Annotated in this window: 17 protein-coding genes and 1 riboswitch; of the genes, 6 read left to right on the top strand and 11 right to left on the bottom strand. The window is 64.5% G+C overall.

Features of this window, described 5'->3' with window-relative positions; genetic code table 11:
- Positions 1 to 189 precede the first annotated feature (189 nt).
- The gene (locus ACEN9T_RS07720; protein ID WP_092972272.1) at positions 190 to 1,107 is read left to right on the top strand and encodes a LysR substrate-binding domain-containing protein; all 918 of its coding nucleotides are present in this window, start codon (positions 190 to 192) and stop codon (positions 1,105 to 1,107) included.
- A 22-nt stretch (positions 1,108 to 1,129) separates the two neighbouring features.
- On the opposite strand, the gene ACEN9T_RS07715 is transcribed toward ACEN9T_RS07720, so the two are convergent.
- Positions 1,130 to 2,434: an O-acetylhomoserine aminocarboxypropyltransferase/cysteine synthase family protein gene (locus ACEN9T_RS07715; protein WP_413706001.1), complete on the bottom strand. Its 1,305-nt coding sequence runs from the start codon at positions 2,432 to 2,434 to the stop codon at positions 1,130 to 1,132.
- Positions 2,435 to 2,646: 212 nt separating this feature from the next.
- On the opposite strand from ACEN9T_RS07715, the gene ACEN9T_RS07710 reads away from it, so the two are divergent.
- The 4 genes from ACEN9T_RS07710 (at position 2,647) to aspA (ending at position 7,952) form a co-directional block, all read left to right on the top strand.
- Positions 2,647 to 3,546, top strand: coding sequence for a LysR substrate-binding domain-containing protein (locus ACEN9T_RS07710; protein ID WP_413706000.1), 900 nt, complete (start codon positions 2,647 to 2,649; stop codon positions 3,544 to 3,546).
- A 208-nt stretch (positions 3,547 to 3,754) separates the two neighbouring features.
- Positions 3,755 to 5,062 (top strand): dicarboxylate/amino acid:cation symporter, encoded by a 1,308-nt coding sequence (locus ACEN9T_RS07705; protein ID WP_413705999.1) that lies wholly within the window; start codon positions 3,755 to 3,757, stop codon positions 5,060 to 5,062.
- Positions 5,059 to 6,540, top strand: a complete 1,482-nt coding sequence (locus ACEN9T_RS07700) for an amino acid racemase (RefSeq protein WP_413705998.1) — start codon at positions 5,059 to 5,061, stop codon at positions 6,538 to 6,540. The genes ACEN9T_RS07705 and ACEN9T_RS07700 overlap by 4 nt, the downstream gene beginning before the upstream one ends.
- On the top strand, positions 6,537 to 7,952 hold the full coding sequence (aspA, locus tag ACEN9T_RS07695; RefSeq protein ID WP_252694539.1) for an aspartate ammonia-lyase: 1,416 nt from the start codon (positions 6,537 to 6,539) through the stop codon (positions 7,950 to 7,952). The genes ACEN9T_RS07700 and aspA overlap by 4 nt, the downstream gene beginning before the upstream one ends.
- A 34-nt stretch (positions 7,953 to 7,986) precedes the next feature.
- On the opposite strand, the gene ACEN9T_RS07690 is transcribed toward aspA, so the two are convergent.
- From ACEN9T_RS07690 to ACEN9T_RS07665, 6 genes are all read right to left on the bottom strand, one after another.
- A complete protein-coding gene (locus ACEN9T_RS07690; RefSeq protein ID WP_413705997.1) occupies positions 7,987 to 8,922 on the bottom strand; it encodes an amidohydrolase family protein in 936 nt (311 codons plus the stop codon).
- Between the two features lie 2 nt (positions 8,923 to 8,924).
- Positions 8,925 to 10,250, bottom strand: coding sequence for an MFS transporter (locus tag ACEN9T_RS07685; protein ID WP_092972279.1), 1,326 nt, complete (start codon positions 10,248 to 10,250; stop codon positions 8,925 to 8,927).
- 76 nt (positions 10,251 to 10,326) lie between these two features.
- A complete protein-coding gene (locus tag ACEN9T_RS07680) occupies positions 10,327 to 11,688 on the bottom strand; it encodes an MFS transporter (RefSeq protein ID WP_092972280.1) in 1,362 nt (453 codons plus the stop codon).
- Positions 11,689 to 11,749: 61 nt separating this feature from the next.
- A complete protein-coding gene (locus ACEN9T_RS07675; RefSeq protein WP_413706608.1) occupies positions 11,750 to 12,700 on the bottom strand; it encodes an SMP-30/gluconolactonase/LRE family protein in 951 nt (316 codons plus the stop codon).
- 5 nt (positions 12,701 to 12,705) lie between these two features.
- Positions 12,706 to 13,656, bottom strand: coding sequence for an NAD(P)-dependent oxidoreductase (locus tag ACEN9T_RS07670; protein ID WP_413705996.1), 951 nt, complete (start codon positions 13,654 to 13,656; stop codon positions 12,706 to 12,708).
- Complete coding sequence (locus ACEN9T_RS07665) at positions 13,656 to 14,354, bottom strand: RraA family protein (protein WP_413705995.1); 699 nt, start codon at positions 14,352 to 14,354, stop codon at positions 13,656 to 13,658. The genes ACEN9T_RS07670 and ACEN9T_RS07665 overlap by 1 nt, the downstream gene beginning before the upstream one ends.
- Positions 14,355 to 14,525: 171 nt before the next feature.
- Between ACEN9T_RS07665 and ACEN9T_RS07660 the strand changes: the two genes are divergently transcribed.
- The gene (locus tag ACEN9T_RS07660) at positions 14,526 to 15,236 is read left to right on the top strand and encodes an IclR family transcriptional regulator (RefSeq protein ID WP_413705994.1); all 711 of its coding nucleotides are present in this window, start codon (positions 14,526 to 14,528) and stop codon (positions 15,234 to 15,236) included.
- A 39-nt stretch (positions 15,237 to 15,275) separates the two neighbouring features.
- On the opposite strand, the gene ACEN9T_RS07655 is transcribed toward ACEN9T_RS07660, so the two are convergent.
- The 4 genes from ACEN9T_RS07655 to ACEN9T_RS07640 form a co-directional block, all read right to left on the bottom strand.
- Positions 15,276 to 16,556, bottom strand: coding sequence for a voltage-gated chloride channel family protein (locus tag ACEN9T_RS07655; protein ID WP_413705993.1), 1,281 nt, complete (start codon positions 16,554 to 16,556; stop codon positions 15,276 to 15,278).
- A 77-nt stretch (positions 16,557 to 16,633) separates the two neighbouring features.
- Positions 16,634 to 16,711: riboswitch (Fluoride riboswitch) on the bottom strand.
- A 112-nt stretch (positions 16,712 to 16,823) separates the two neighbouring features.
- On the bottom strand, positions 16,824 to 18,104 hold the full coding sequence (locus tag ACEN9T_RS07650) for a c-type cytochrome (RefSeq protein WP_413705992.1): 1,281 nt from the start codon (positions 18,102 to 18,104) through the stop codon (positions 16,824 to 16,826).
- 5 nt (positions 18,105 to 18,109) lie between these two features.
- A complete protein-coding gene (locus ACEN9T_RS07645) occupies positions 18,110 to 18,670 on the bottom strand; it encodes a (2Fe-2S)-binding protein (RefSeq protein ID WP_413705991.1) in 561 nt (186 codons plus the stop codon).
- Entirely contained in the window at positions 18,667 to 21,501 is a 2,835-nt protein-coding gene (locus ACEN9T_RS07640) for a xanthine dehydrogenase family protein molybdopterin-binding subunit (protein WP_413705990.1), read from the bottom strand. Before ACEN9T_RS07640 ends, ACEN9T_RS07645 begins: the two co-directional genes overlap by 4 nt.
- Positions 21,502 to 21,827: the final 326 nt, after the last annotated feature.

The following is a 21,827-nucleotide window of genomic DNA, read 5'->3' as shown; positions in this document are numbered from 1 at the left end:
TAGTAGGAGCTGTCGGGCCGATTCCGCCTCTCGCTTTTTTTCATGGCTATAGCTGTTGGCTATGGCGGGAGCGCGCATCCCGGCCTGCCCGGCTAGCCCAACGGCCGCCCGAGGCGGATTCCACAGTACAGTTGCTGGCTGACGGCGTGGCATGCCAACCCTTCGCTGCACCGTGTATCAAGGACACCTATGAAGCTCAACCAGCTACGCGCACTGGTCACCGTTGCCGAGACGGGCAGCATCCAGGAGGCCTCGCGCCTGCTTCACGTCACGCAGCCCGCGCTCAGCAAGACCATCAAGGAGCTGGAAACGAGCGTGGGCGCAACGCTGTTCGTACGCTCGAGCAAGGGCATCCGGCTTACGCCGTATGGCCAGCGCCTGGTCGGGCATGCACGCTTGATCAACGAAAGCGTGAAGCGCGCACGGGAAGACCTGGAAGACATGAAAGGGGCGGTGACGAGCGAACTGACGGTGGGCGTCACCCCGGTCACCGCGCTCATCGGGCCGGTGGCCGATTGCCTCGTGACCTTCCGGCGCGAATTTCCCAATGCGCGGTTGCGCATCCTGGAGGCACGTCCGGGCCAGTTGCTGGAACTGCTGCGCGAGGGCGCCATCGACTTTGCCCTGACGTCTCAGTTGCAGCCGGGCGAGCGCGGTTTCGACCACACCGTGGTCTGCCGCGCGCAGACGCTGATCGGCGTACGCAAGGGTCACCCGTTGCGCGGCCACCAGCCTCTGCATGCCTTGCAGCAAGAAGAGTGGCTGGCCCCTGATTCGCTTGCTGACGAGCACTCGCCGCTGTACCGACTGTTTGCCGATGCCGGTCTCGCCCCGCCCGAGCGCGTAGTCGAATGCAACTCCATGACGCTGCTGCTCGAGCTGTGCTGGAAATCGGACGCCCTGCTCCTGCTGTCGAGCGAATCGACGCGCTCGCCCATCATCCGTCAGACGATCGACTTTATCGAGACTGATCAGCCAATGCCCGAGCGCGTCATCTCCCTGCTCACGCGGGATCGCCACGTTCTGACAGCGCTCGGCGCGCGCTTGTATGACGCGCTGGCACAGGCGTTGCGGCAAGCCTATCCGGAGCGGCCGGCGCAGCCGTGAGCCAGCGCGATTCCGTGCCCGATCAGGCCAACGCCAGCGCCTGATCCAGATCGGCCAGCAGATCATCGATATGCTCGATGCCGATGGATAGCCGGATCGTCTCCTGCCGCACGCCAGCCTTGGCGAGTTCAGTCTCTGAAAGCTGGCGATGCGTGGTCGATGCCGGATGCGTGGCCAGCGACTTCGCGTCGCCAATGTTCACCAGCCGCGTGAACAACTGCAGCGCGTCCTGAAAACGCGCCCCAGCAGCGAAACCGCCCTTCACGCCAAACGTAAGCAGCCCCGGGGCCTTGCCTGAAAGGTACTTGCGCACGAGCGCGTGGTCGGGGTGGTCGTCCAGGCTTGCATGGTTGACCCACTCCACCTTGGCGTGGCCGCGCAGATGCCGGGCGATGTGCGCGGCGTTCTGCGTGATGCGGTCGATGCGCAGGCCCAGCGTTTCGATGCCCTGCAGGATCAGGAACGCGTTGAACGGCGACAGCGCCGCGCCGGTATTGCGCAGCGGCACCACGCGGGCGCGGCCAATATACGCCGCGTCGCCCAGGGCTTCCGTATAGACGACGCCGTGGTAGCTCACGTCCGGCTCGTTCAGGCGCTTGAAGCGCGCCTTGTGCTTGGACCACGGAAACTTGCCCGAATCGACGATCGCGCCGCCCAGGCTCGTGCCGTGGCCGCCCAGATACTTCGTCAGCGAATGCACAACGATGTCGGCGCCGTGCTCGAAGGGCCGTGTCAGATACGGTGTCGGCACGGTGTTGTCGACAATGAGCGGCACGCCGTGGCGGTGCGCGATCTCGGCCAGCGCGGCAATGTCGGTGATGTTGCCTAGCGGGTTGCCGACCGTCTCGGCAAAGATGGCCTTGGTGCGGTCGTCGATCAGCGCTTCGAACGATGCAGGGTCACGCGGGTCGGCAAAGCGCGTGGTGATACCCGACTGCGGCAGCGTGTGCGCAAACAGGTTGTAGGTGCCGCCGTACAGCGTGCTGGCCGAGACGATGTTGTCGCCTGCTTCCGCAATCGTCTGGATCGCATATGTCACGGCCGCCTGCCCCGACGCCAGCGCAAGCGCCCCGATGCCGCCTTCAAGCGCGGCAATGCGCTTCTCCAGCACATCGTTGGTCGGGTTCATGATGCGCGAGTAGATGTTGCCCGGCACCTTCAGGTCGAACAGATCGGCGCCGTGCTGTGTGTCGTCAAACGCAAATGCAACGGTCTGGTAGATCGGCACGGCCACCGCGCGGGTGGTTGGGTCGGCGCTGTAGCCGCCATGGACAGCCACGGTGTCGGGTTTCCAGGCGGGGGCGGTGCTCAAGGACGGCTGCGTCATGGTGCGTCTTCGGAAGGTTGGTCCGGCGAGCATATGTTCAGCCCTGCGGTTGGGGGAACGACCGTTTTTGTCTTTGGTTATGCGTGAAACGGCACGATGCGGAGGCCGCATGCGGTCATGCGGATATCGCATACCTAGGGTAAACACGTGCCACCTGGCGTGAGCCGAACGGATAGCCTCCACAGCATTGAACGCACCGCGCCGGAGGGGACATGGAAGTCAAATGGATTGAGGACTTTATTGCCCTCACGCAGCACCAGAGCTTTTCGCGGGCGGCGGAAATCCGCAATGTCACCCAGTCCGGCTTCAGCCGGCGTATCCAGGCGCTTGAGCAGTGGGTGGGCGCCGAGCTGGTGGATCGCAGCACCTATCCGCCCACATTGACAGCAGCCGGGCGCCTGTTTGAAGAGGCCGCCGATGACGTGCTGAGCAAGCTGATCGACACACGCGCCATCATTCGCTCCGAGCACCGCATGCCCGGGCCGGGGCTGCAGATTGCAGCGGGTCACACCATCTCATTGAACTGCCTGCCCACCTGGTTGGCGACGGTCGGCAAGCACATCGGCAACCTGCGCGCTCGCATTATTCCGGGCAATGTGCACGACTCGGTGCTCATGTTGGTCAACGGCACCTGCGACCTGATGTTCGCGTACGACCACCCCAACCTGCCGCTGCATCTTGACCCGATCAAGTACCCTAGCCTGACGGTCGGGCGCGACACCTTCATGCCGGTCAGCAAGCCCAACGCGCGGCTAGGGCCGATGCACCGCCTGCCCGGCACGGCCAACCGGCCCCTGCCGCTCATCTCTTACACCCCCACGAGCTATTTCGGCCGTTGCCTGGCGCTGCTGTTGAGCCGGGCCGATGCGCAACCGTTCCTGCGGCTCGACTATGAATCCGACATGGCCGAAATGCTCAAGAAGATGCTTCTCGCCGGTGAAGGCATTGCCTGGCTGCCAAAGAGTTCGATCGAGGCGGAGCTTGCCGCCGGCGTATTGGTGCCGGCCGGCGGGTCAACGTGGTCGCTTGATCTGGACCTGCGTGTGTATCGCAACCAGTACACGCGCAACGAGCTGCTGGAAAAACTCTGGCGCCATCTGAGCCTGCCCTGAACCTGCATCGGCAGGCCGTTTGCTCGTTTACCCGAACTATGCGGCGCTCGCATGAGCCCTTGCGGGAGCCGCATCACGACGCACGCTGCCGTTCCTACACTCCGTCCACGCAATGAAAGCCGAGCCGAATAACCGGCCGGCGTCGTGCGAAAGGCCACGGATTCGGTGTTCTCCGATTCCGGCAAGAGACCTCACTGGACGGAGCACCATGAAAAAGAATCGCCTTACCGCAACTATCCTGGCAGGCATGCTGCTAGGCATCGCCGTGGGCTATGCGTGCCACAAGCTCGCACCCGACGCCAATGCCGCCAAAGCCATCGCCGGCTATTTCTCCATCATCACGGACATCTTCCTGCGGCTGATCAAGATGATCATCGCGCCGCTGGTGTTCGCCACGCTGGTCTCGGGCCTGGCCGGCATGGAGGGCACGCAGGCCGTGCGGCGCATCGGCTTGCGCTCCATCGCGTGGTTTCTTTGCGCGTCGTTGATCTCGCTGGCGCTGGGGCTTGTGCTGGCCAACGTGCTGCAGCCGGGGGCGGGTCTGAACATGACGCCCAACGCCGCTGATGTCGCTACCGGCCTGAACACCGCCGGCCTGAACTTCAAGGACTTCATCACCCACGCGTTCCCCACCAGCGTGCTGGATTCCATGGCACGCAACGACATCCTGCAGATCCTGGTGTTCTCGGTGTTTTTTGGCGTGGTGCTGGGCGTGCTCAAGGGCGATGAACGTATCGCGCCGCTGTCGCGCACCATCGATGCCCTCGTGCCGGCCATGCTCAAGCTGACCGACTACGTCATGGCGCTGGCGCCCATCGGCGTGTTCGGCGCCATTGCCTCGGCGATTACGCTGCATGGGCTCGATGTGCTGACGACATACGGCAAGCTGGTCGGCAGCTTCTATCTGGGCCTGGCGCTGCTGCTGTCCATCCTGATCGGCATCGGCCACATCTTCCTGGGGCGCCAGACGTGGGCGTTGCTCAAGGCGATTCGCGAGCCGGCCATGCTGGCGTTCTCTACCGCCAGCAGCGAAGCCGCCTACCCGCGCCTGACCGAAAAGCTCGAAGCCTTTGGCGTCGACAAGAAGGTCGTCGGTTTCACGCTGCCGCTGGGCTACGCGTTCAACCTGGATGGCTCGATGATGTACCAGGCGTTTGCGGCGCTCTTCATCGCGCAGGCGTTCGGCATCGAGATGCCGCTGTCGCAGCAGATCCTGATGCTGCTGGTGCTGATGATCAGCAGCAAGGGCATGGCTGGCGTGGCGCGCGGTTCGGTGGTGGTGGTGGCAGCGGTGGCGCCGATGTTCCATCTGCCGCCCTCGGGCGTGGTGCTGATCCTGGCCATCGACCAGATCCTGGACATGGGCCGCACGGCCACCAACGTGGTCGGCAACAGCATCGCCACCACGGCCATCGCCAAGTGGGAAGCGCGCCGGGCCGCGCGTGAGCAGACGCAGGATTTCGACGGCCTCTCCAACATTTCGGGCGTTTCTGGCATTCCGGGCGAAGTGAAATGACAACACCGCATGCGCGTCGCTCGCTGGGCGTGATTGGTGGGCTGGGGGCACTGGCCAGCGCAGACGTGTTCTTCAAGCTGATCCAGTCCACCCCGGCCAGCACCGATGCCGAGCATCTCGACATCGTGTTCGAGCAGCATCCGTTTTCTCAGGCAGGCCATACGACGGCAGCCACCACGGAGCGCAAGCTCTACATCTTCGATCTGATCCGCGACTTCCAGCGGCGCGGCATCGGGGCAGTGGTGCTGCCCTGCTTTTTGAGCCACACCTTCATTGACGAGCTGACCGCCAATTCACCGTTGCCGATCGTCGACATGATGGCGGGGCTGCGTAGCCACGTGCGGCGCAAGTTTCCGGCCGCGCGCCGCATCGGCGTGCTCGCTTCTGACACCACGCGCAACAAGCGTTTGTTCGAGCGCTACTTCAATGCGCCCGAGTTCGACGTCGTCCACCCGCGCGTTGAGGGCATCGACCATGTGACCGAAGCGGTGTACGCCCCCGACGGGATCAAGAGCGGCAACCTGCGCGGGCGCCCCATCGATCTGTTGCGCGACGCCTGCGCGGATCTCGTCGACCAGGGTGTCGACGTGATCCTGCCGGGGCTGACCGAGATCGCCCTGGTGCTCGACGAGCTTGGGCCCCTTGGCGTGCCCATCGTCGATTCCAACCTGGCCTACGCGCAGTACGTGGTGTCGGGGCAACACGATGCGCCCGGCAAGCTGTTCAAGGTGGGTGTGGTGGGCGGCGTGGGGCCCGCAGCCACGGTCGACTTCATGCAGAAAATCGTGCGTAACACGCCGGCCACGCGCGATCAGGACCACATCAAGCTGCTGGTCGAGCAAAACCCGCAGATTCCCGACCGCACCGAAAACCTCATCGGTGAAGGGCCGGACCCGACCATCTCGCTATACGCCACGTGCCGCAAGCTGGAGGCGGGCGACGCCGACATCATCGCCATTCCGTGCAACACGGCACATGCGTACGTTGAGCGCGTACAGCCGTATCTCAGCATCCCGATCGTCAACATGCTGACCGTAACGGCCGAGCATATCCGCCGCACGCTTCCGGCCTTGTGCAAGGTCGGCCTGCTGGCGACCTCCGGCACGGTCGCAAGCGGTGTGTACCGCAAGGCGCTGGAGGCGGCGGGCCTTGAGCAAGTGGTGCCCAGTACCGAGCAGCAAGCCCGTGTGATGAACGCCATCTACGGCCCGCAGGGCGTGAAAGCGGGCTTCACCGCAGGCGCCTGCATTGACGATCTGATGGCCGCCATTGACGAGTTGGCAGCGCGCGGCGTCGAGGCGGTGATTCTCGGCTGTACGGAACTGCCGCTGCTGCTGCCGCACGCCAGCGTCAACACATCTGAAGGCCGGCTCGTCACGCTGATCGACCCGACCGATGTTCTGGCGCGGCACTGCGTTGCGCGCGCCCTCGCCCACCCTTCTCCATCGCATTCCAACGCTTCATTACAAACGACATGACCCACCGTATCGAACACGACCTGCTCGGCGACCGCGAAATCCCCAGCGATGCCTATTACGGCGTCCACACGCTGCGCGCGCTGGAGAACTTTCCGATTACCGGCACCCCCATTTCTGTCTATCCGCAATTGCTCAACGCACTGGCCAGCGTGAAGGCTGCAGCAGCGCTGGCCAACCATGAGCTGGGGCTGCTGGACAGCCTGCATGCCAACGCGATCGTGCACGCATGCGAGCGTGTGCGGGCGGGCGAAGCACACGCGCATTTCGTCGTCGATGTCATCCAGGGTGGCGCAGGCACGTCCACCAACATGAACGCCAATGAGGTCATTGCCAACCTGGCGCTGGAATCTCTTGGTCACGCGCGCGGCGACTACCAGCACCTGCACCCGAACGAACACGTCAACCTGAGCCAGAGCACGAACGACGTCTATCCGACCGCGCTGCGGATAGCCGCGCACGAGGGCGTCCTGGCCCTGATCGAGGCCATGGGCGTGTTGCGGCAAGCGTTCGAGCGCAAAGCCGAAGCATTCCGCGGTGTGCTCAAGATGGGCCGCACGCAGCTCCAGGACGCCGTGCCGATGACACTCGGCCAGGAGTTCAGCGCCTATGCCGTCATGCTGGGCGAAGACCAGGAACGCCTCGCCGAAGCCGCGGCATTGATGCGCGAGATCAACCTGGGTGCCACGGCCATCGGCACGGGCATCAACACGCATCCGGACTATGCGGCCGCGGTCTGCCGGCATCTGGCGCGAATCACGGGCATTCCGCTGGTGACTTCGCACAACCTGGTGGAGGCCACACAGGATGTGGGCGCGTTCGTTCAGCTCTCGGGCGTGCTCAAGCGGACGGCGGTCAAGCTGTCGAAGACCTGCAACGACCTGCGGCTGCTCTCCAGCGGCCCGCGCGCGGGGCTGGGCGAGATCAACCTGCCGCCCATGCAAGCGGGGTCGAGCATCATGCCCGGCAAGGTGAACCCGGTGATTCCGGAAGTCGTCAATCAGATTGCCTTCGAGGTGATCGGCAATGACCTGACCGTCACCTTCGCCGCCGAGGCCGGACAGCTTCAGCTCAACGCCTTCGAGCCCATCATTGCGCACAGCCTGTTCAAGAGCGTCTCGCACCTGCGCAACGGGTGCCTGACGCTGGCGGAAAAGTGCGTCGACGGCATTACCGCCAACGAGGCGCACCTGCGCGCCAATGTGGAGCACTCGATCGGCATCGTCACCGCGCTCAATCCGCACATTGGATATGCGAATGCGACGGCCATTGCGCAGGAGGCGCTCATCAGCGGCACCAGCGTGTATCAGCTCGTGCTGGACAAACGCCTGCTCAGCCGCGAGGCGTTGGATGAGATTCTGCAACCGGACATGCTGGCCCAGCCGCGTGCGGTAACGGCGGCCCGGGCGATTTGACCGAACCGAGGCCGCAGAGCCGAAAAGGGATCGGTCAACCGAAGCCGTAAAGCTTCACCGGATTGGCGACAAAGATCATCTGTTGCCAATCCGCACGCCCGATCCACGCGGCAATCGTATCGACCAGCGCGGCATCGTCGGGCTTGTGCGTCTTCTCGGTCGGATGCGGCCAGTCAGTGCCCCAGAGCATGCGCTCGGGCGCCATGTTGATGAATGTCTTGGCCACGGGCTCTACGTCCGCATAGGCTGGTGCACCTGTCTTGGTATCGACATATGGACCGGACAGCGTGATCCACGTGTTTCCCTTGTCGACCAGACGTTGCGCTGTGCGCATGGCGTCGGACTGCATGCCGCCCGGCTGCGGAACGTGTGCAATGTGGTCGATGACCAGCGGACACGGCAGCGCAAGCAGATGCGGCTCCAGCGCGGGCAGCTTCGCGCCTTGCACGACAAGCTCGATATGCCACCCAAGTGCGCCGATGCGAGACGCAAGCGGCGCAAGCATGTCGACGGTGGTGGCCCCCGGATAGCTGAGGTTGAAGCGGATGGCCCGCACACCTGCTGCGTGCATTTCCGCAAGCTGAGCATCGGTCACGGAGGTATCGACCACCGCGACGCCGCGCGCATTGGGCCCGAAACGCTTCAGCGCATCCAACGTGCAGCGGTTGTCCGTTCCGTACGTCGACGGCGTGACGACCACGTTGCGCTGCACGCCCAGACGCGCCTGCACCTTGCGGTACTGCTCGATGCTCGCGTTGGGCGGTCGCAGCGTGGTGCCCGGGGCGCTGGGGAATCGGTCATCGTAGATGTGCATGTGGCAATCCACCGCACCGGCCGGCAAGTTGAACGTCGGCGGGTTTCTGCCGCTGGACCACAACTCTTCCGCCGCCCCGGAGAGCGCGGGAACGGCCGCCGCCACGGCGCCGGCGCCTGTCATCTGCAGGAACCGTCTTCTATTGAGCGCGTGCATCGTCAGGCGGTCTCCGTCTTATTCAGCACCTGCGGCTCGGGCTTCGAGCGGCTCAACAGCAGCAGCGTCATCACGCTCACCAGCGTCAGCAGCGCCAACGGCATCAGCGCCAACGCGTAGCTGCCGGTGGCCTGCTTGACCCAACCGTACACGTTCACCATCAGGCCGCCGCCAATGAGGTTGGCAATCGCGTTGATGGTGGCAAGGCCCGCTGCGGCCGCGCTGTTCGAGAGCATGCCGGAAGCCAGCGCCCAGAATGGCCCTTTGAACGAATACGCACCCACCAGCACCGCGCACAGCATCACCATGGTTGGCACGAGAGACCCGCTGAGCGATGTGCCGAACAGGCCGAGGCCGATCAGCAGCATCGGAATGGCGGTGTGCCAGCGGCGCTCCTTCAGACGGTCGGACCGGCGGCCCCAGAACACCATCAGCACCGATGCCACTGCGTACGGCACCGAGTTGAGCAGCCCCGTCTGCATGACGGTCAACCCAAACGATTTGAGGAGTTGCGGCTGCCACACCGACAGCGTGCTGCCGGCGGCCGACGCGCACACATCCACCAGGGCGAGGCACAGGACGTAGCGATTGCAGAACAGCTTGGCCAGCGGCATCTGCGCGACTTTCTTCGGCCCGCGCGCTTCACCGGCCAACGTATTCGTGAGCCACTGGCGCTCGTCATTCGACAGCCACTTGGCTTCTTCCGGCCGATTGGTCAGCAGGCGCAGGCAGGCGATGCCGAGCAGCACCGTCGGAATGCCTTCTAGGATGAACAGCCAATGCCAACCTCGCAGGCCGGCAAACCCGTCCATCTGCAGCAGCGCAGCCGAGATGGGCGAGCCGATGAAGCTTGCCGCCGGAATCGCGACCATGAACGTCGCCACAATACGGGCGCGGTGCGTTGCCGGAATCCAATACGACAGATACAGCAGCACGCCGGGAAAGAACCCGGCCTCCGCCGCACCCAGCAGGAAGCGCAGCGCATAGAACGATGCCGGGCCTTGCACCAGTGCCGTCGCGGCCGAGATCAGCCCCCACGTGATCATGATCCGCGCAATCCAGATGCGCGCGCCGTAGCGTTGCAGCGCCAGATTGCTCGGTACCTCGAAGAAGAAATACGACACAAAGAAGAGGCTGCTGCCAAACCCGAACACGCGGGCCGTCAGCCCGAGGTCATGATTCATCTGCAGAGAGGCCATGCCTACGTTGCCGCGATCGATGAAAGCCAGCAGGTAGCAGAGCATGAGAAATGGCACGAGCCGCCAGACCACCTTGCGCAGGGTCCGCTGCTCGATCTCGGTGACATCGGTACTGCCCGTCACTTGCATGTTTGTCTCCTGGCGCCGTCGTGTGCTGCGCGGCGCTGTTTGAACATCTAGGAAGAAAGGTACTGCGATCGCGCGATCAGTGGGTGGCTTCACCGGCATCAGCGCCGGGGTCGCCCAGCCAGGCGATGGACAGCGCACCGATGAGCAGCACGGCCGATACCGCCAGCAGCGGCGCCGTAAAGCCCTGCGAGTACTGCTTGATGGCACCGACCATCGACGGACCGACAAAGCCGCCCAGGTTGCCGACGGAAACGATCAGCGCCAGGCCGCCCGCGGCCGCGCGGCCCGTAAGGAAGGTGGACGGAATCGCCCAGAACGTGGCCTGGAACGCCAGGATGCCGCTCACCGTCACGCACAGCGCCGCGAGCTTGAGCACCGGTGCATCCAAGGCCGTGCTGGCCGCCAGCGCCACCGCTGCAACCACCAGCGCGGCAGCCACATACGGGACGCGGTTCTGCGCGCGGTTCGCCGTGCGCGCCCACCACAGCATGACCACCGCACCCAGCGCATACGGGATGGCCGTCAGCCAGCCGACCACGGTGTGCTCGACGCCAAACTGTTTGATGATCTGCGGCATCCAGAGGCCCACGCCGATGGAGCCGACGATGCCGCAGAAGTTGATGAACGCCAGCACGAAGACGCGCCAGTTGGTCATGGCATCGCGCAGGGTCGCGCCGTGTTTACTGGCGATGTCGCGTTGCTCCATGGCGAGGCGGCGCGCGAGTACGGCCTTCTCATCGTCGCTGAGCCATGTCGCCTTTTCCGGTCGATCCGCGAGCACGAACAGGCACGCGATGCCAAGCAGCACGGCCGGCAGCCCTTCGATCAGCAACAGCCATTGCCAGCTGCGCAGCCCATGCAGGCCACCGAGTTCGAGCAGCGCGCCGGAAATGGGTGAGCCGATCATGTTCGCCACCGGAATGCCCACCAGGAAGGCAGCCGTCACCTTGGCGCGCCACTTGCCCGGAAACCAGTGCGTGAAGTACAGGTAGATGCCCGGCGTGAAGCCCGCTTCGGCAAGACCCAGCAGAAAGCGCGCCGCCGCAAAACTCTTGGGCCCGACCACAAACGCCGTGGCCATCGAGAAGATGCCCCACGTAATCATGATCCGCGCGATCCAGATGCGCGCCCCCACCTTCTGCATGATGAGGTTGCTCGGGATCTCGAACAGGAAATAGCCGATGAAGAACAGTCCCGCCCCGAACCCGAACTGCTCGGCCGTGAGGCCGATGTCCTTGTTCATGGTGAGCGCGGCAAAGCCCACGTTGGTGCGATCAAGATAGCTGATCACATAGCAGGCAAAGATGAACGGCAGGATGCGGCGGAACGCCTTGGCCAGCGTGCGTTCGCTCGCCTGGTAATCCGCGTCGGGCAGCGGGGCGGCGGGGCGCGCATCCGCGCCATGCGCTGGCGTGGTGGCACTCAAAGTCTGGGACATTTGCATGGTCTCCTCCATCGCGCTTCTATGAGCGCTCAGGTTCGGGTATCGATGAGCTGGGCTAGGGCGTTGCTTTGGTCTGCTTTGCCCGATGCGGCAGCGGGCCGGCGATATCCATCTCGGTCTTGAGCACCGTGCCGGACACCGATTCGGTCATGAAAAGCGTCTTCATTTCGGGGCCACCGAAGCACAGGTTCGTGAGCGACGCACCTTCGGGGCTGGTCACGATCATGTCCGGCTCTGCACGGTGGTTCAGCACCCATGCGCGGCCGAGCCCGGGGTTGGCCACGAACAGCCGCCCCGCCGTGTCGATCGTCAAACCATCCGGGCCGCTCGGGCCGTACGACGTGAAGAACTGGCCGACCTTGCTGACGGAGCCATCGGCCTGTAACGGCACACGCCACACGCAGTTGCCGCGCGTCATGGCGACGTACAGCACCTTCTCGTCGGGCGACAGCACAAGCCCGTTTGGGCTGGGGCAATTGCCGAGCAGCATGTCGAGCTTGCCCTCCACCGACAGGCGATAGACGCGCCCGGTCGGGTCATGCAGCCCGCTCTGCCCTTGATCTGTGAAGTACAGATTGCCGTGCGAATCGAACGTCAGGTCGTTCACGCCCTTGAAGCGCTCCGAATTGCGGCGCTCCAGATACGGCGTGACTTCGCCACGCTTGATGTCGAGCAGCATCAGCCCGTTGCGGTAATCGGTGATAAGCAGGTGCGCATCGTCGACGACCTTCATGCCGTTGGGCTCGCCGTCGTACTCGGTCACCAACTCCCAATCGCCCGCCGGCGAGATGCGGAAGACGCGGCCATGCGGGATATCCGTCACGTACAGATGGCCGTGGCCGCGGCCGTCCGGACACCACACCGGCCCTTCGAGGAACGAATCGGTGGCTTGCCCGCCGCGATTGGCGCGCGCCCACTCTGTCTGGACATCGGGCTTGCGAAACTTCGCCGGCATGCGCGTGAAGACTTCGGCTTCACGCACCGCCGGTGGCGAGAGCAGGAACATGGACATCACGCCGCCGTGCGGGCACGTTCCTCGATCACTGCGAGCACATTGGCCACCGCGCCCTTGCCCATGTTCACGTAGGCCGCATCGCTCACGCCGCCGATGTGCGGCGACAGGATGATGTTCGCAACGCCCTGCAACGGGTGCGGCGTGGTCATCGGCTCCACGTCGAAGCTGTCGAGCCCAGCCGCACGGAGCCGGCCGCTGGCCAGCGCTTCCACCAGCGCGGCTTCGTCGATGAGGCCGCCGCGCGCCGTGTTGACCAGGATCGCGCCGGGCTTGAAGCAGTTGAACGCGTCGCGGTTCAGCATCTTGCGGTTCTCCGCGGTCAACGGGCAGTGCAGCGACACCACGTCGGACTGTGCGTACAACTCGCCCAGGCTCACCAGCTTGACGCCTGCGGGCGCCTCCTTGGCGTACGGGTCGAAGGCGATCACGTGCATACCGAACGCCAGCCCAATCGTAGCGGCCCGGCGGCCGATCGCCCCCAGACCGACCAGGCCGAGCGTGCGGCCATCCAGCTCAACCGACTTATGCGTCGCCTTGTCCCAATGCCCGGCACGCATACGCGCGTCGAGCTGCGGGACAGACTTCGCACACGCCAGGATCAGCGCCCACGCATGTTCAGCCACAGCGGCCGCGTTGGCACCCACTGCAGCGCGCACCGCAATGCCACGTGCCGCGGCGGCATCCTGATCGATGACGTCGATACCGCTGCCGTGCTTTGAGATCACCTGCAGGTTGCCGGCGGCTGCATCCATGATGCGTGCGTTGATCTTGCCGTAGCGCACGATGATCGCCACCGGCTTGTGCCGCGCGCACAGCGCGACGATGTCGTCTTCGGTGGGCTGCTTGCCTGCAAACACGACTTCGAAATCGCCCAGCATGTCCAGCGCTTGGGGTGCCAGATCAGCCGCCGTGACGAGCAGGACAGGCTTGGTTGCAGTCGCGCTCATTACAGTGCCTCGCCTTCTGCCAGCATGCCTGCAGCGCGCAGTTCCTTGTCAAGCCAGCCGGGGCGCGTATCGCCCTTGCGGATTGCCGCAATGCGGGCCGCTTCGGCGTCCACCTTTTTCTGTGCGAGCACGAGAATGCGCTCAACGTCGGCACGCGGGATCACAACCACGCCATCTGCGTCGCCCACCACCAAGTCACCCGGATGCACCGTCGCGCCGGCGGCCGACACGGGCAGGTTCACGCGGCCAGCCACGCTCTTGGTCGGCCCGCACGGGTTCAAGCCGGCAGAAAAAATCGGGAACGTGCCGTGCGCCAGCTCGTGCGAATCGCGCACCGCGCCATCGATGACAAACCCGGCGATGCCAGTGGCCTGCGCCTGCGTGGCCATGATTTCGCCGATCAGCGCGCAGCTCTGGTCGCCTTTGCCGTCCACCACGATCACATCACCGGGCTTGGCGACCGCGAGCGCGGCGTGAATGGCAAGGTTGTCGCCGGGGCGGACTTCAACCGTCACGGCGGGGCCGACCACTTTCATCGTCGGAGCGAGCGGTTTGACGCGGCCATTCAGGGTGCCTCGGCGGCCGGCAACGTCGGCCAGGATGGCTGCCTGAAAGCGGGCGGCCGCCTCGACCAGCGCGGGCGAGACCCGCTCGATATCGCGAACGATGGCGGAAGTGGTGTGCGAAGGGATACTCATGAAAAGCTAGCCTCAGTCTGTGATGTTTTGCCCTGTACAACACTGGTGTACTCAGTGAAATCACTATAACCAGGGCAAGCGAGGCGATCCAGTAGCGTTTACCCTTCCGCCAGATACAACACTGTTGTACATAGTACAATCCTGTCGTTCATGCGTTAGGGGGAGTTTGAAATGGGGAATGACGGCGTTGCCGCAGTAGAAAAGGCGCTGGCCTTGCTGGATTGCTTCAAGCCGGGGGCGGAAGCCCTGTCACTCGCGGCCCTGGCGCAGGCGTCTGGCATGCACAAGACCACGGTATATCGGCTGATGAACTCGCTGGAGCGCATGAGCTATGTCATTCGCTCCGAGTCCGGCGCGTACTCGCTCGGGCCGCGCCTGCTGTATCTGGGCAAGCTCTATGAGCAGTCGTTCCACTTGTCTTCCGTGGTGGAACCTGTGCTGCACGCGCTGGCGGCAGCCACGCGAGAGAGCGCATCGTACTACGTCATTGATCACGGCCGGCGGCTATGCCTGTTTCGCGCTGAACCGTCGGAAGGCCTGCGCGAGACGCGCCTGCCAGGCACGTCTCTTCCGCTGGACGACACGGCTATCAGCCATGTGCTGCGCTACTGGGGCCTGGGTGAAGCGCTGTATGACGAGGCACCGGAGTTGCCGCTGTTCACCTCCGGCGCGCGCGATCAACACACGGCGGCATTTGCCACGCCCATCTTCGGTTCCGGCGACAAGTTCATGGCCGCGCTCACGCTATCGGGCGCGGCCTCTCGGCTCGAAGCGGCGCGCACCACTGGCGATTTCGTCACGAAGCAGTTGCAGGCGGCTTCCGACCTGTCGCGCAAGCTTGGCGCAAGTGCGGCGCTGTGCGAACGCGTCTACGGTGTTTGATGTGAAGGCGCTGCTTGGAGCCAAGCTCGCGCCCGCGGGCTAAGAGCGCTCGGCAGATTCGGCCGGAACTTGCCCAGCCGGCGCGGCGTCGACGGGGCGCTTCGCATGGCCAATGCGCTGCGCGTGATAGATGCCGGTGTGGCCCGAGAAGAGATAGCTCACCACGCAGGCAACGCCGGCAAACGTCCCGACTTCGGGGCCAAAGAGTTCCATCGCCATAAGGGTCGACGCGATGGGCGTATTGGCGGCACCCGCAAACACCGCCACGAACCCAAGACCCGCAAGCAACGGGAACGGCAGCGGCAGCACGTAACCGAGCGCATTGCCCAAAGTGGCACCGATGTAGAACAGCGGCGTGACTTCGCCCCCCTTGAAACCCGAGGCCAGTGTCACGATGGTGAAAGCCGCCTTGCCGGCAAAGTCGTACGCCGGCAGCGGATTGTGGAACGCATCCACGATGACGGGAATGCCGAGGCCCAGGTACTTGTCGGTACCCAGCGCCATGGCCGCAGCCACAACCACGCTGCCGCCCAGCACAGGGCGCAGCGGGCCAAACGCAATGTGATGCTTCAACAGTCGGCTGAGCCGATTCGTGAGCGCCGCGAACGTCATGCCCGCCAGGCCGAAGACGATGCCGGCCACCACCACCAAGCCGATCGCGATCGGCGTGAGATGCGGCACAAAAGGAATCGCGTACGGCGTGTGGTGCACGCCCAGCAACGGCGGTACCAGATCGCCCACGATGGCCGCGATGAAGCACGGCAGGATCGCGTCATAGCGCAGACGGCCGATCGCGAGCACCTCCAGCCCGAACACGGCCCCGGCCAGCGGCGTGCCGAAGACCGACGCGAAACCGGCGCTAATCCCCGCCATCAGCAAGATGCGCCGATCCGCCGGGGCCAGCGAAAACAGTCGCGTCAGGTAGTCCGCAAAGCTGCCGCCCATCTGGACAGCCGTGCCTTCACGCCCGGCAGACCCGCCAAACACGTGCGTGACAACGGTGCCCAGCAGGATGAGCGGCGCCATGCGCTTGGGCACGACGCGCTTCGGGTCGTGGATCTCGTCGATCAGCAGGTTGTTGCCACCTTCCACCGAGCGCCCCGTGTAGTGGTAGAGCAAGCCAACGGCAAGCCCAGCCACAGGCAGAAACCACAGCAGCCAGGGGTGTGCGGTGCGCGTGTTGGTCGCCCAATCCAGCGCCAGCAGCAACACCGCAGAGCCCAGTCCAGCCAGCATGCCGACGAGCGACCCCAGCGAGAGCCAGCGCAGCAGATACCCGAACATGAGCAGCGGCTCGGAGCGTGTAAGCGTTTTCTTCATGATGACCAGATTCGAAGAACTCAAACCTGAGCGACAGAACGTCGTTTGGGCGTGTGCCTACAACTTCCTTCGTTCAGGAACTTGTAGGCATCATCAGCCGGTCTCGTGATCCGCAGACCGGCGGTTAAGGGAGGAATGCCATCTCCACAAGGTTGCGCATTGTGCCTGAAGGCGGCCCCGGTCACAACCCGGCACAATCGCCCGCCCCGAGGAAAAAAGCCCGCCCAGGCATGACACCGGGCGGCTTTTTTTCGTCATGCGTTCCGCTTACTGCCGCACACCCTTCACGCGGTCTGCGGTGACATCGGCCGGTTGCCCGCCAAAGTTGGTGCGCAGGTAGTTGGCCAAATCGGCCAGTTCCGTATCGTTCATCTGCGCGAAGCTGGGCATCTCCTGCATGGCTTCCGTGCCCGGGAAGCGCTGCGCTTCAATGCCGTCGAGCATCGAGACGATCAGGTTATGCGCGTCGGCATTGCGTACGGTGGCGTTGCCCAGCATCGGCACGGCCACGTGCGGCTTGCCTTCGCCATCGCGGCCGTGACAGCCGGCGCAAACAGCGAGGTAATGCGCGCGTCCGGCCTTGAGCTGGTCGACATTTTCCGGCATGGCGGCCACCGGCTTGAGCGGTTGCGGCGCGGGCGCCTTGTCGCCCAGCAGATACGTCGTCAGTGCCGCCACATCGGCCTGGCTGAGGTACTGCGTGCTCAGGTGGACGACCGGGTACATCTCGCCAAAAGCCGAGCCCTGCGGCGCGATGCCCACACTGAAGAACGCCTGCAGGTCGCCCTGCGTCCAGCCCCGTGACGCCAGGCCGGCAGGCGTGATGTCCGGCGCAACCACACGGCCCAGCGCCGCACCGGCAAGCGGCTTGCTGCTATCGAGCTGGCCGGCAAACCCGCGCGGGCTGTGGCATTCCGCACAGTGGCCCAGCGCGTTGGCCAGATACCGGCCACGCTGCCAGGCCGCTGTGTTGCCGACGGATGCGTCGGGCAGCGCGTTCTTCAGGAAGAACACGTTCCAGCCCGCCATGGCGATGCGGATGTTGTACGGAAAGCGCAGCTCATGCTCGCGGTTGGCGACGGCCGCCGGCTTCACCTGCTGCGTCAGGTAGGCGTACATCGCATCGGTATCGCCGCGCGACAGATCGCGATACGACGTGTACGGCATCGCCGGATACAGATGCTTGTCGGGAGTAACACCGTTGTGCAGCGCTTTGTAGAAATCGTCCGCGCTCCACTTGCCGATGCCCTGTTCCTTGTCGGGCGTGATGTTCGTGCCGTAGAAGGTTCCGAACGGCGAGGCCAGCGCCACGCCGCCGGCAAACGGTGCACCGTCCTTGGCCGTGTGGCAGGCCGCGCAGTCCGCTGCGCGCACGAGGGCGCGGCCACGGTTGATCAGGTCGGCGCCGGTCAGCTTGGCTGGGGGCGGCTGGTCGGCGGCGGGCGGGATATCGGTGGAGCGGTCACCGCAGGCGGACAACGCCGCAGCGGCCAGCAGTGGCAGCAGCGCCTTTCGCGTCCATTGAGTGAATTGCGTCAGTTCAGCCATGGCCATCACTTGCCGTCCTTCACGAGTCCCGGCGTGCTGAGGACGACGTCCTTTACAGCCTCGAAGTAGCGCACGTAGCCGGTGCAGCGGCAGATGTGGTCGTTCAGCGCTTCGGTGATCGTCTCGTCAAGCTTGTCGCGCGCCACCGGCTCGCGTTTTAGGCGCTCCACCAGCACCGTCGCGCCGTTGACGAAGCCCGGCGTGCAATAGCCGCACTGGAAGCTGAAGTGCTCCAGGAACTTCTGCTGCACGAGCGTGAGCGACACCACCTCGCCTTTCTCATCGCGCTTGGCGTGCCCTTCCACCGTGCGGACCTTCTTGTTCTGGAAGAAATGCGCGCCGGTAATGCACGTACGCACTTCTTGGCTGGTGCCGTCCGGCTTGTCGAGGATGACCGTGCACGCGCGGCACACGCCCTGCCCGCAGCCGAGCCTTGAGCCGGTCAGGCCGGCGTACTCGTGCAGAAAGTCGATCATCATCAGCCCGTCGGGCACTTGCGTGGGGCCGACATCCTTGCCGTTGATATGAACGGTGAGCGGTTGTGTCGTGATGGTCGTATTGCTCATGCCAGTACCTCCTGAATCTTTTCCGCGGTCACTGGCAGGCTGGTGAAGCGGTGTCCGATGGCATGCGCGATGCCGTTCACAATGGCGCCCACCACCGGGATCATCACCACCTCGGCAATGCCCTTGGGCGGATCGGTTTCCGACACCGGCGGCAGCACGGTGCCGGTCTGCGTCCACACGGCCACGTCTTTCGCACGCGGCAGGTGGTAGCGGTTGAAGTTCCACGTGCCGTTGCCGGGGCCGTCTTCATACAGCGGCAGCGCCTCGTGCAGCGCGTGGCCGATGCCCATGGCGAGCCCGCCCTGCAATTGCCCCGACACCAGCTGCGGCGATATCTGCGTACCGCACTCCATGATCGTGTGGTGCGACAGCAGATCGACCTTGCCGCTGGCTTCATGCACCGACAGCTCGACCAGCGTGCCGACCGCGCTGTAGTACGTGACCGACGCGTTGTTACGCTGCGTCGGCGCGATGTAGACCTTCTTGCGATCCAGCACGTGATACCCGCCCGGAGTGGTCATCTTCGCCTTGCGTGCGGCGTCGGCACCCTCGCCGTAGCGCACGGAAAGCCCGTCGATCGGCACGCGCGTGGCTGCGCCGTTCACCTCGAAATCGGCCTCCGACCATTGCCAGCGGTTGAACACGTGCACCACCGCGCCCGTCACCAGGCCCAGCTCGTGCGCCTTCTTGACGATCTGTTCATAGGGCAGCGCCTCCAGGCCGCCGGCCGTGAGCTTGCCGTCGACCCAGCGCGCGTCTTCCACGCGCACCACCAGCGACGCCGCCTGGCCGCCGCCGATGCCCTGGCTCCAGATCGCCATGGCTGCCGGCCACAGGCCATGCATGAAGACGATGCGCGCCGCCTCACGCGTGCTGTGCGTGAAGTAATACGCCGAGTTGGTCGCGCTCGACGGCGACGCATATGCCGGAGACCAGCGCGGGTTGGCCGATGCCTTGTCCTGATCGGCCTGGCTCATGAGGTACGGGTCGCCGCTGGTGACAACGGGCAGGTCTGCCCAGTCCGTCACCGCCACGCGCACTTCCGCTGCGGGGCGGCTCAGCCAGCGCGCCACGGCCACGGCTTGCGAGGTGGACATGCCGGTGCCGATTTCCGCCGCCACGTGGTGCAGCGTGATCTGCCCGTCAGCGCGGATTTCCACCTTGGCAAACGACGCCTCGGCGCCCGTGCCGAAGTCCTTCTGCACACAGGCAAACCCCACGCCGTAGCGCTTGCCCGGGTGGGCGGCTTCAAAGTCGGCTTTCTTCTTCGCGCGATTCACCCATAGCGGGTGCACCTTGGCCGCCTGCAGCACTTCATCCACGCGGATGGCGCCGGCGGGAATCGCGCCCTGCGTGTTCTTCATGCCCGAACGCAGCGCGTTCTTCAGGCGGAACTCGATCGGGTCGAGCTTCAATTGCTCGGCAAACTCGTCGACCATCACCTCGGTGGCGGCCATGCTCTGCAGCGTGCCGTAGCCGCGCGCCGAGCCCGCATCGACGGCGCGCGAGGCAATCGCCACGGCAGTCAGGTCGTTCTTGGGGAAGTAGTAGATCGACTGCGCGGCCGTTGCGCCCACCATCGCCACGGACGGCGAGAAATTGGCACGCCCGCCGCCGTTGGCCTCGAAGTGGCCCTGGAACGATTGGAACAGGCCAGTCTTCCTGTCCACGGCGATGCGGTACCGCATCTTGAACGCGTGCCGCTTGATGGAGGTCTGGAACTGCTCGTAGCGGTCATTCGCCAGGCGCACCGGCTTGCCATCGGCATACAGCGCCGTCACCAGGCCGTAGAACGGGAAGTTGTAGTGGTCTTTCGAGCCATAGCCAACCGTGTAGCACGGATGCACGATCACCTGCTTTACCGGGAACGCGCTGCGGGCCTTGGCGATCATCTCGGCCGCGCTCTCCCCCACCTCCACCGGACTTTGCGTGGGCACGACCATGTGCAACGTCTGCGTGGTGCTGTCGTACCAGCAGTTGGCGTTGTCGTTTTCCAGTGCGGCGGTATCGACCGATTGCGTGTTGTACTCGCGTTCGAGCACCAGCCAGTCCGCCGGTGGCTTGTCGAGTTCTGCGGCGATCTGGTTGGCGTAAAAGATGCCCTGCTCGCCGAGCTTTCCGTGGTCCACGCCGTCGGGCCACACGGGCTCGTGCTTGCGCATCATGCTCGGAAAGATCGGCGCGTTCTTCAGGCTGGAGAACACATCGTCGTCATACGGCCCTGCCCCACCCACCCGCACAAAGCGGAAGGTGCCCCAGGGGTCGCGCTCCAGCGGGCCGGTCTGCGCGCCGTAGCGGATGATCTTGTCCTGGAACTTGAGCTTGTCTTTCGCAAAACGGAAGCGCGCGAAGTCGTGGTAGATCAGGATGGCGACGGCATGGCCCAGGTAGGCGGGCGTCTTGCCCGTGGGCAGCAGCATGTCGTCGCCGTAGAACGCAGGGAAGGCGACGCCATCGCGTGCCAGGTCGTCTGCCGTCACCACGCGATCTGGCTTGAGCTCATCACCCAGCAGGCTCAGATCGAAACCTTCGTACGTGCGATCGGCCAGCGTGGTGCGCAGGATGAACGCATGCGATTGCTGCTGCGGCCAGTGCGGCATGTCGCGCGAGCGGATGTCACGTGCGAAGACCTTGTCGCCCGTGACCTTGGCAATGCCGTCGATGCGGAACTTTGGCGTACCGGTTTTCGGGTCCCACTGGACAGGGGTGAGGATCTTTTCTTCAAACAGGGCCGCAAATGCGCGGCCGCCCAGCGGTGCGATGTACACCGAGACGCCGGCCACGACGGTCGCTTTGAGAAAAGCGCGGCGTGACGGATGGGTAAGCGGCATGAATTCTTCCTCGAGGGGAGGATGATGTGGGGAAAGAGAGGCGGGCCAGTGCGGGTGTTGCAGGCGGCTCCGCCTCTTTCGATTTTGGTGCGCGCGTTGCCGCAAAACAAGGCGAGGGCATGAATACCGTCTATTTGGGGTACGTTATCTGCCTTGGCATTGTCTTGTGCATACGCAGCATTTCGGCATCGCCGCTCACGCTGCCGGGGCGCACGTTGTCCAATTGCATTCACCAGTGTGCGCAATTGGCCGTGGATTGTTCAAGGCTGTTCGATCCGGCATGCTGCATGGATTCAGCAGCCGTCCATCAGAGACCTCGCGCAGGA

Origin of the sequence: Ralstonia sp. Ralssp110, assembly GCF_047325135.1 — a bacterium.
Classification (GTDB): Bacteria; Pseudomonadota; Gammaproteobacteria; order Burkholderiales; family Burkholderiaceae; genus Ralstonia; species Ralstonia mojiangensis.
This window is presented reverse-complemented; position numbering and strand designations above follow the sequence as displayed.

Bases quoted from the DNA above. Each gene is read 5' to 3' on its own strand.
- ACEN9T_RS07710 (WP_413706000.1), top strand. From the start codon at position 2,647: ATGGAAGTCAAATGGATTGAGGACTTTATTGCCCTCACGCAGCACCAG.
- ACEN9T_RS07650 (WP_413705992.1), bottom strand. From the start codon at position 18,104: ATGGCTGAACTGACGCAATTCACTCAATGGACGCGAAAGGCGCTGCTG.
- ACEN9T_RS07705 (WP_413705999.1), top strand. From the start codon at position 3,755: ATGAAAAAGAATCGCCTTACCGCAACTATCCTGGCAGGCATGCTGCTA.
- ACEN9T_RS07715 (WP_413706001.1), bottom strand. From the start codon at position 2,434: ATGACGCAGCCGTCCTTGAGCACCGCCCCCGCCTGGAAACCCGACACC.
- ACEN9T_RS07660 (WP_413705994.1), top strand. From the start codon at position 14,526: ATGGGGAATGACGGCGTTGCCGCAGTAGAAAAGGCGCTGGCCTTGCTG.
- ACEN9T_RS07645 (WP_413705991.1), bottom strand. From the start codon at position 18,670: ATGAGCAATACGACCATCACGACACAACCGCTCACCGTTCATATCAAC.
- ACEN9T_RS07720 (WP_092972272.1), top strand. From the start codon at position 190: ATGAAGCTCAACCAGCTACGCGCACTGGTCACCGTTGCCGAGACGGGC.
- ACEN9T_RS07670 (WP_413705996.1), bottom strand. From the start codon at position 13,656: ATGAGCGCGACTGCAACCAAGCCTGTCCTGCTCGTCACGGCGGCTGAT.
- ACEN9T_RS07690 (WP_413705997.1), bottom strand. From the start codon at position 8,922: ATGCACGCGCTCAATAGAAGACGGTTCCTGCAGATGACAGGCGCCGGC.
- ACEN9T_RS07685 (WP_092972279.1), bottom strand. From the start codon at position 10,250: ATGCAAGTGACGGGCAGTACCGATGTCACCGAGATCGAGCAGCGGACC.
- ACEN9T_RS07700 (WP_413705998.1), top strand. From the start codon at position 5,059: ATGACAACACCGCATGCGCGTCGCTCGCTGGGCGTGATTGGTGGGCTG.
- aspA (WP_252694539.1), top strand. From the start codon at position 6,537: ATGACCCACCGTATCGAACACGACCTGCTCGGCGACCGCGAAATCCCC.
- ACEN9T_RS07640 (WP_413705990.1), bottom strand. From the start codon at position 21,501: ATGCCGCTTACCCATCCGTCACGCCGCGCTTTTCTCAAAGCGACCGTC.
- ACEN9T_RS07665 (WP_413705995.1), bottom strand. From the start codon at position 14,354: ATGAGTATCCCTTCGCACACCACTTCCGCCATCGTTCGCGATATCGAG.
- ACEN9T_RS07675 (WP_413706608.1), bottom strand. From the start codon at position 12,700: ATGTTCCTGCTCTCGCCACCGGCGGTGCGTGAAGCCGAAGTCTTCACG.
- ACEN9T_RS07680 (WP_092972280.1), bottom strand. From the start codon at position 11,688: ATGTCCCAGACTTTGAGTGCCACCACGCCAGCGCATGGCGCGGATGCG.
- ACEN9T_RS07655 (WP_413705993.1), bottom strand. From the start codon at position 16,556: ATGAAGAAAACGCTTACACGCTCCGAGCCGCTGCTCATGTTCGGGTAT.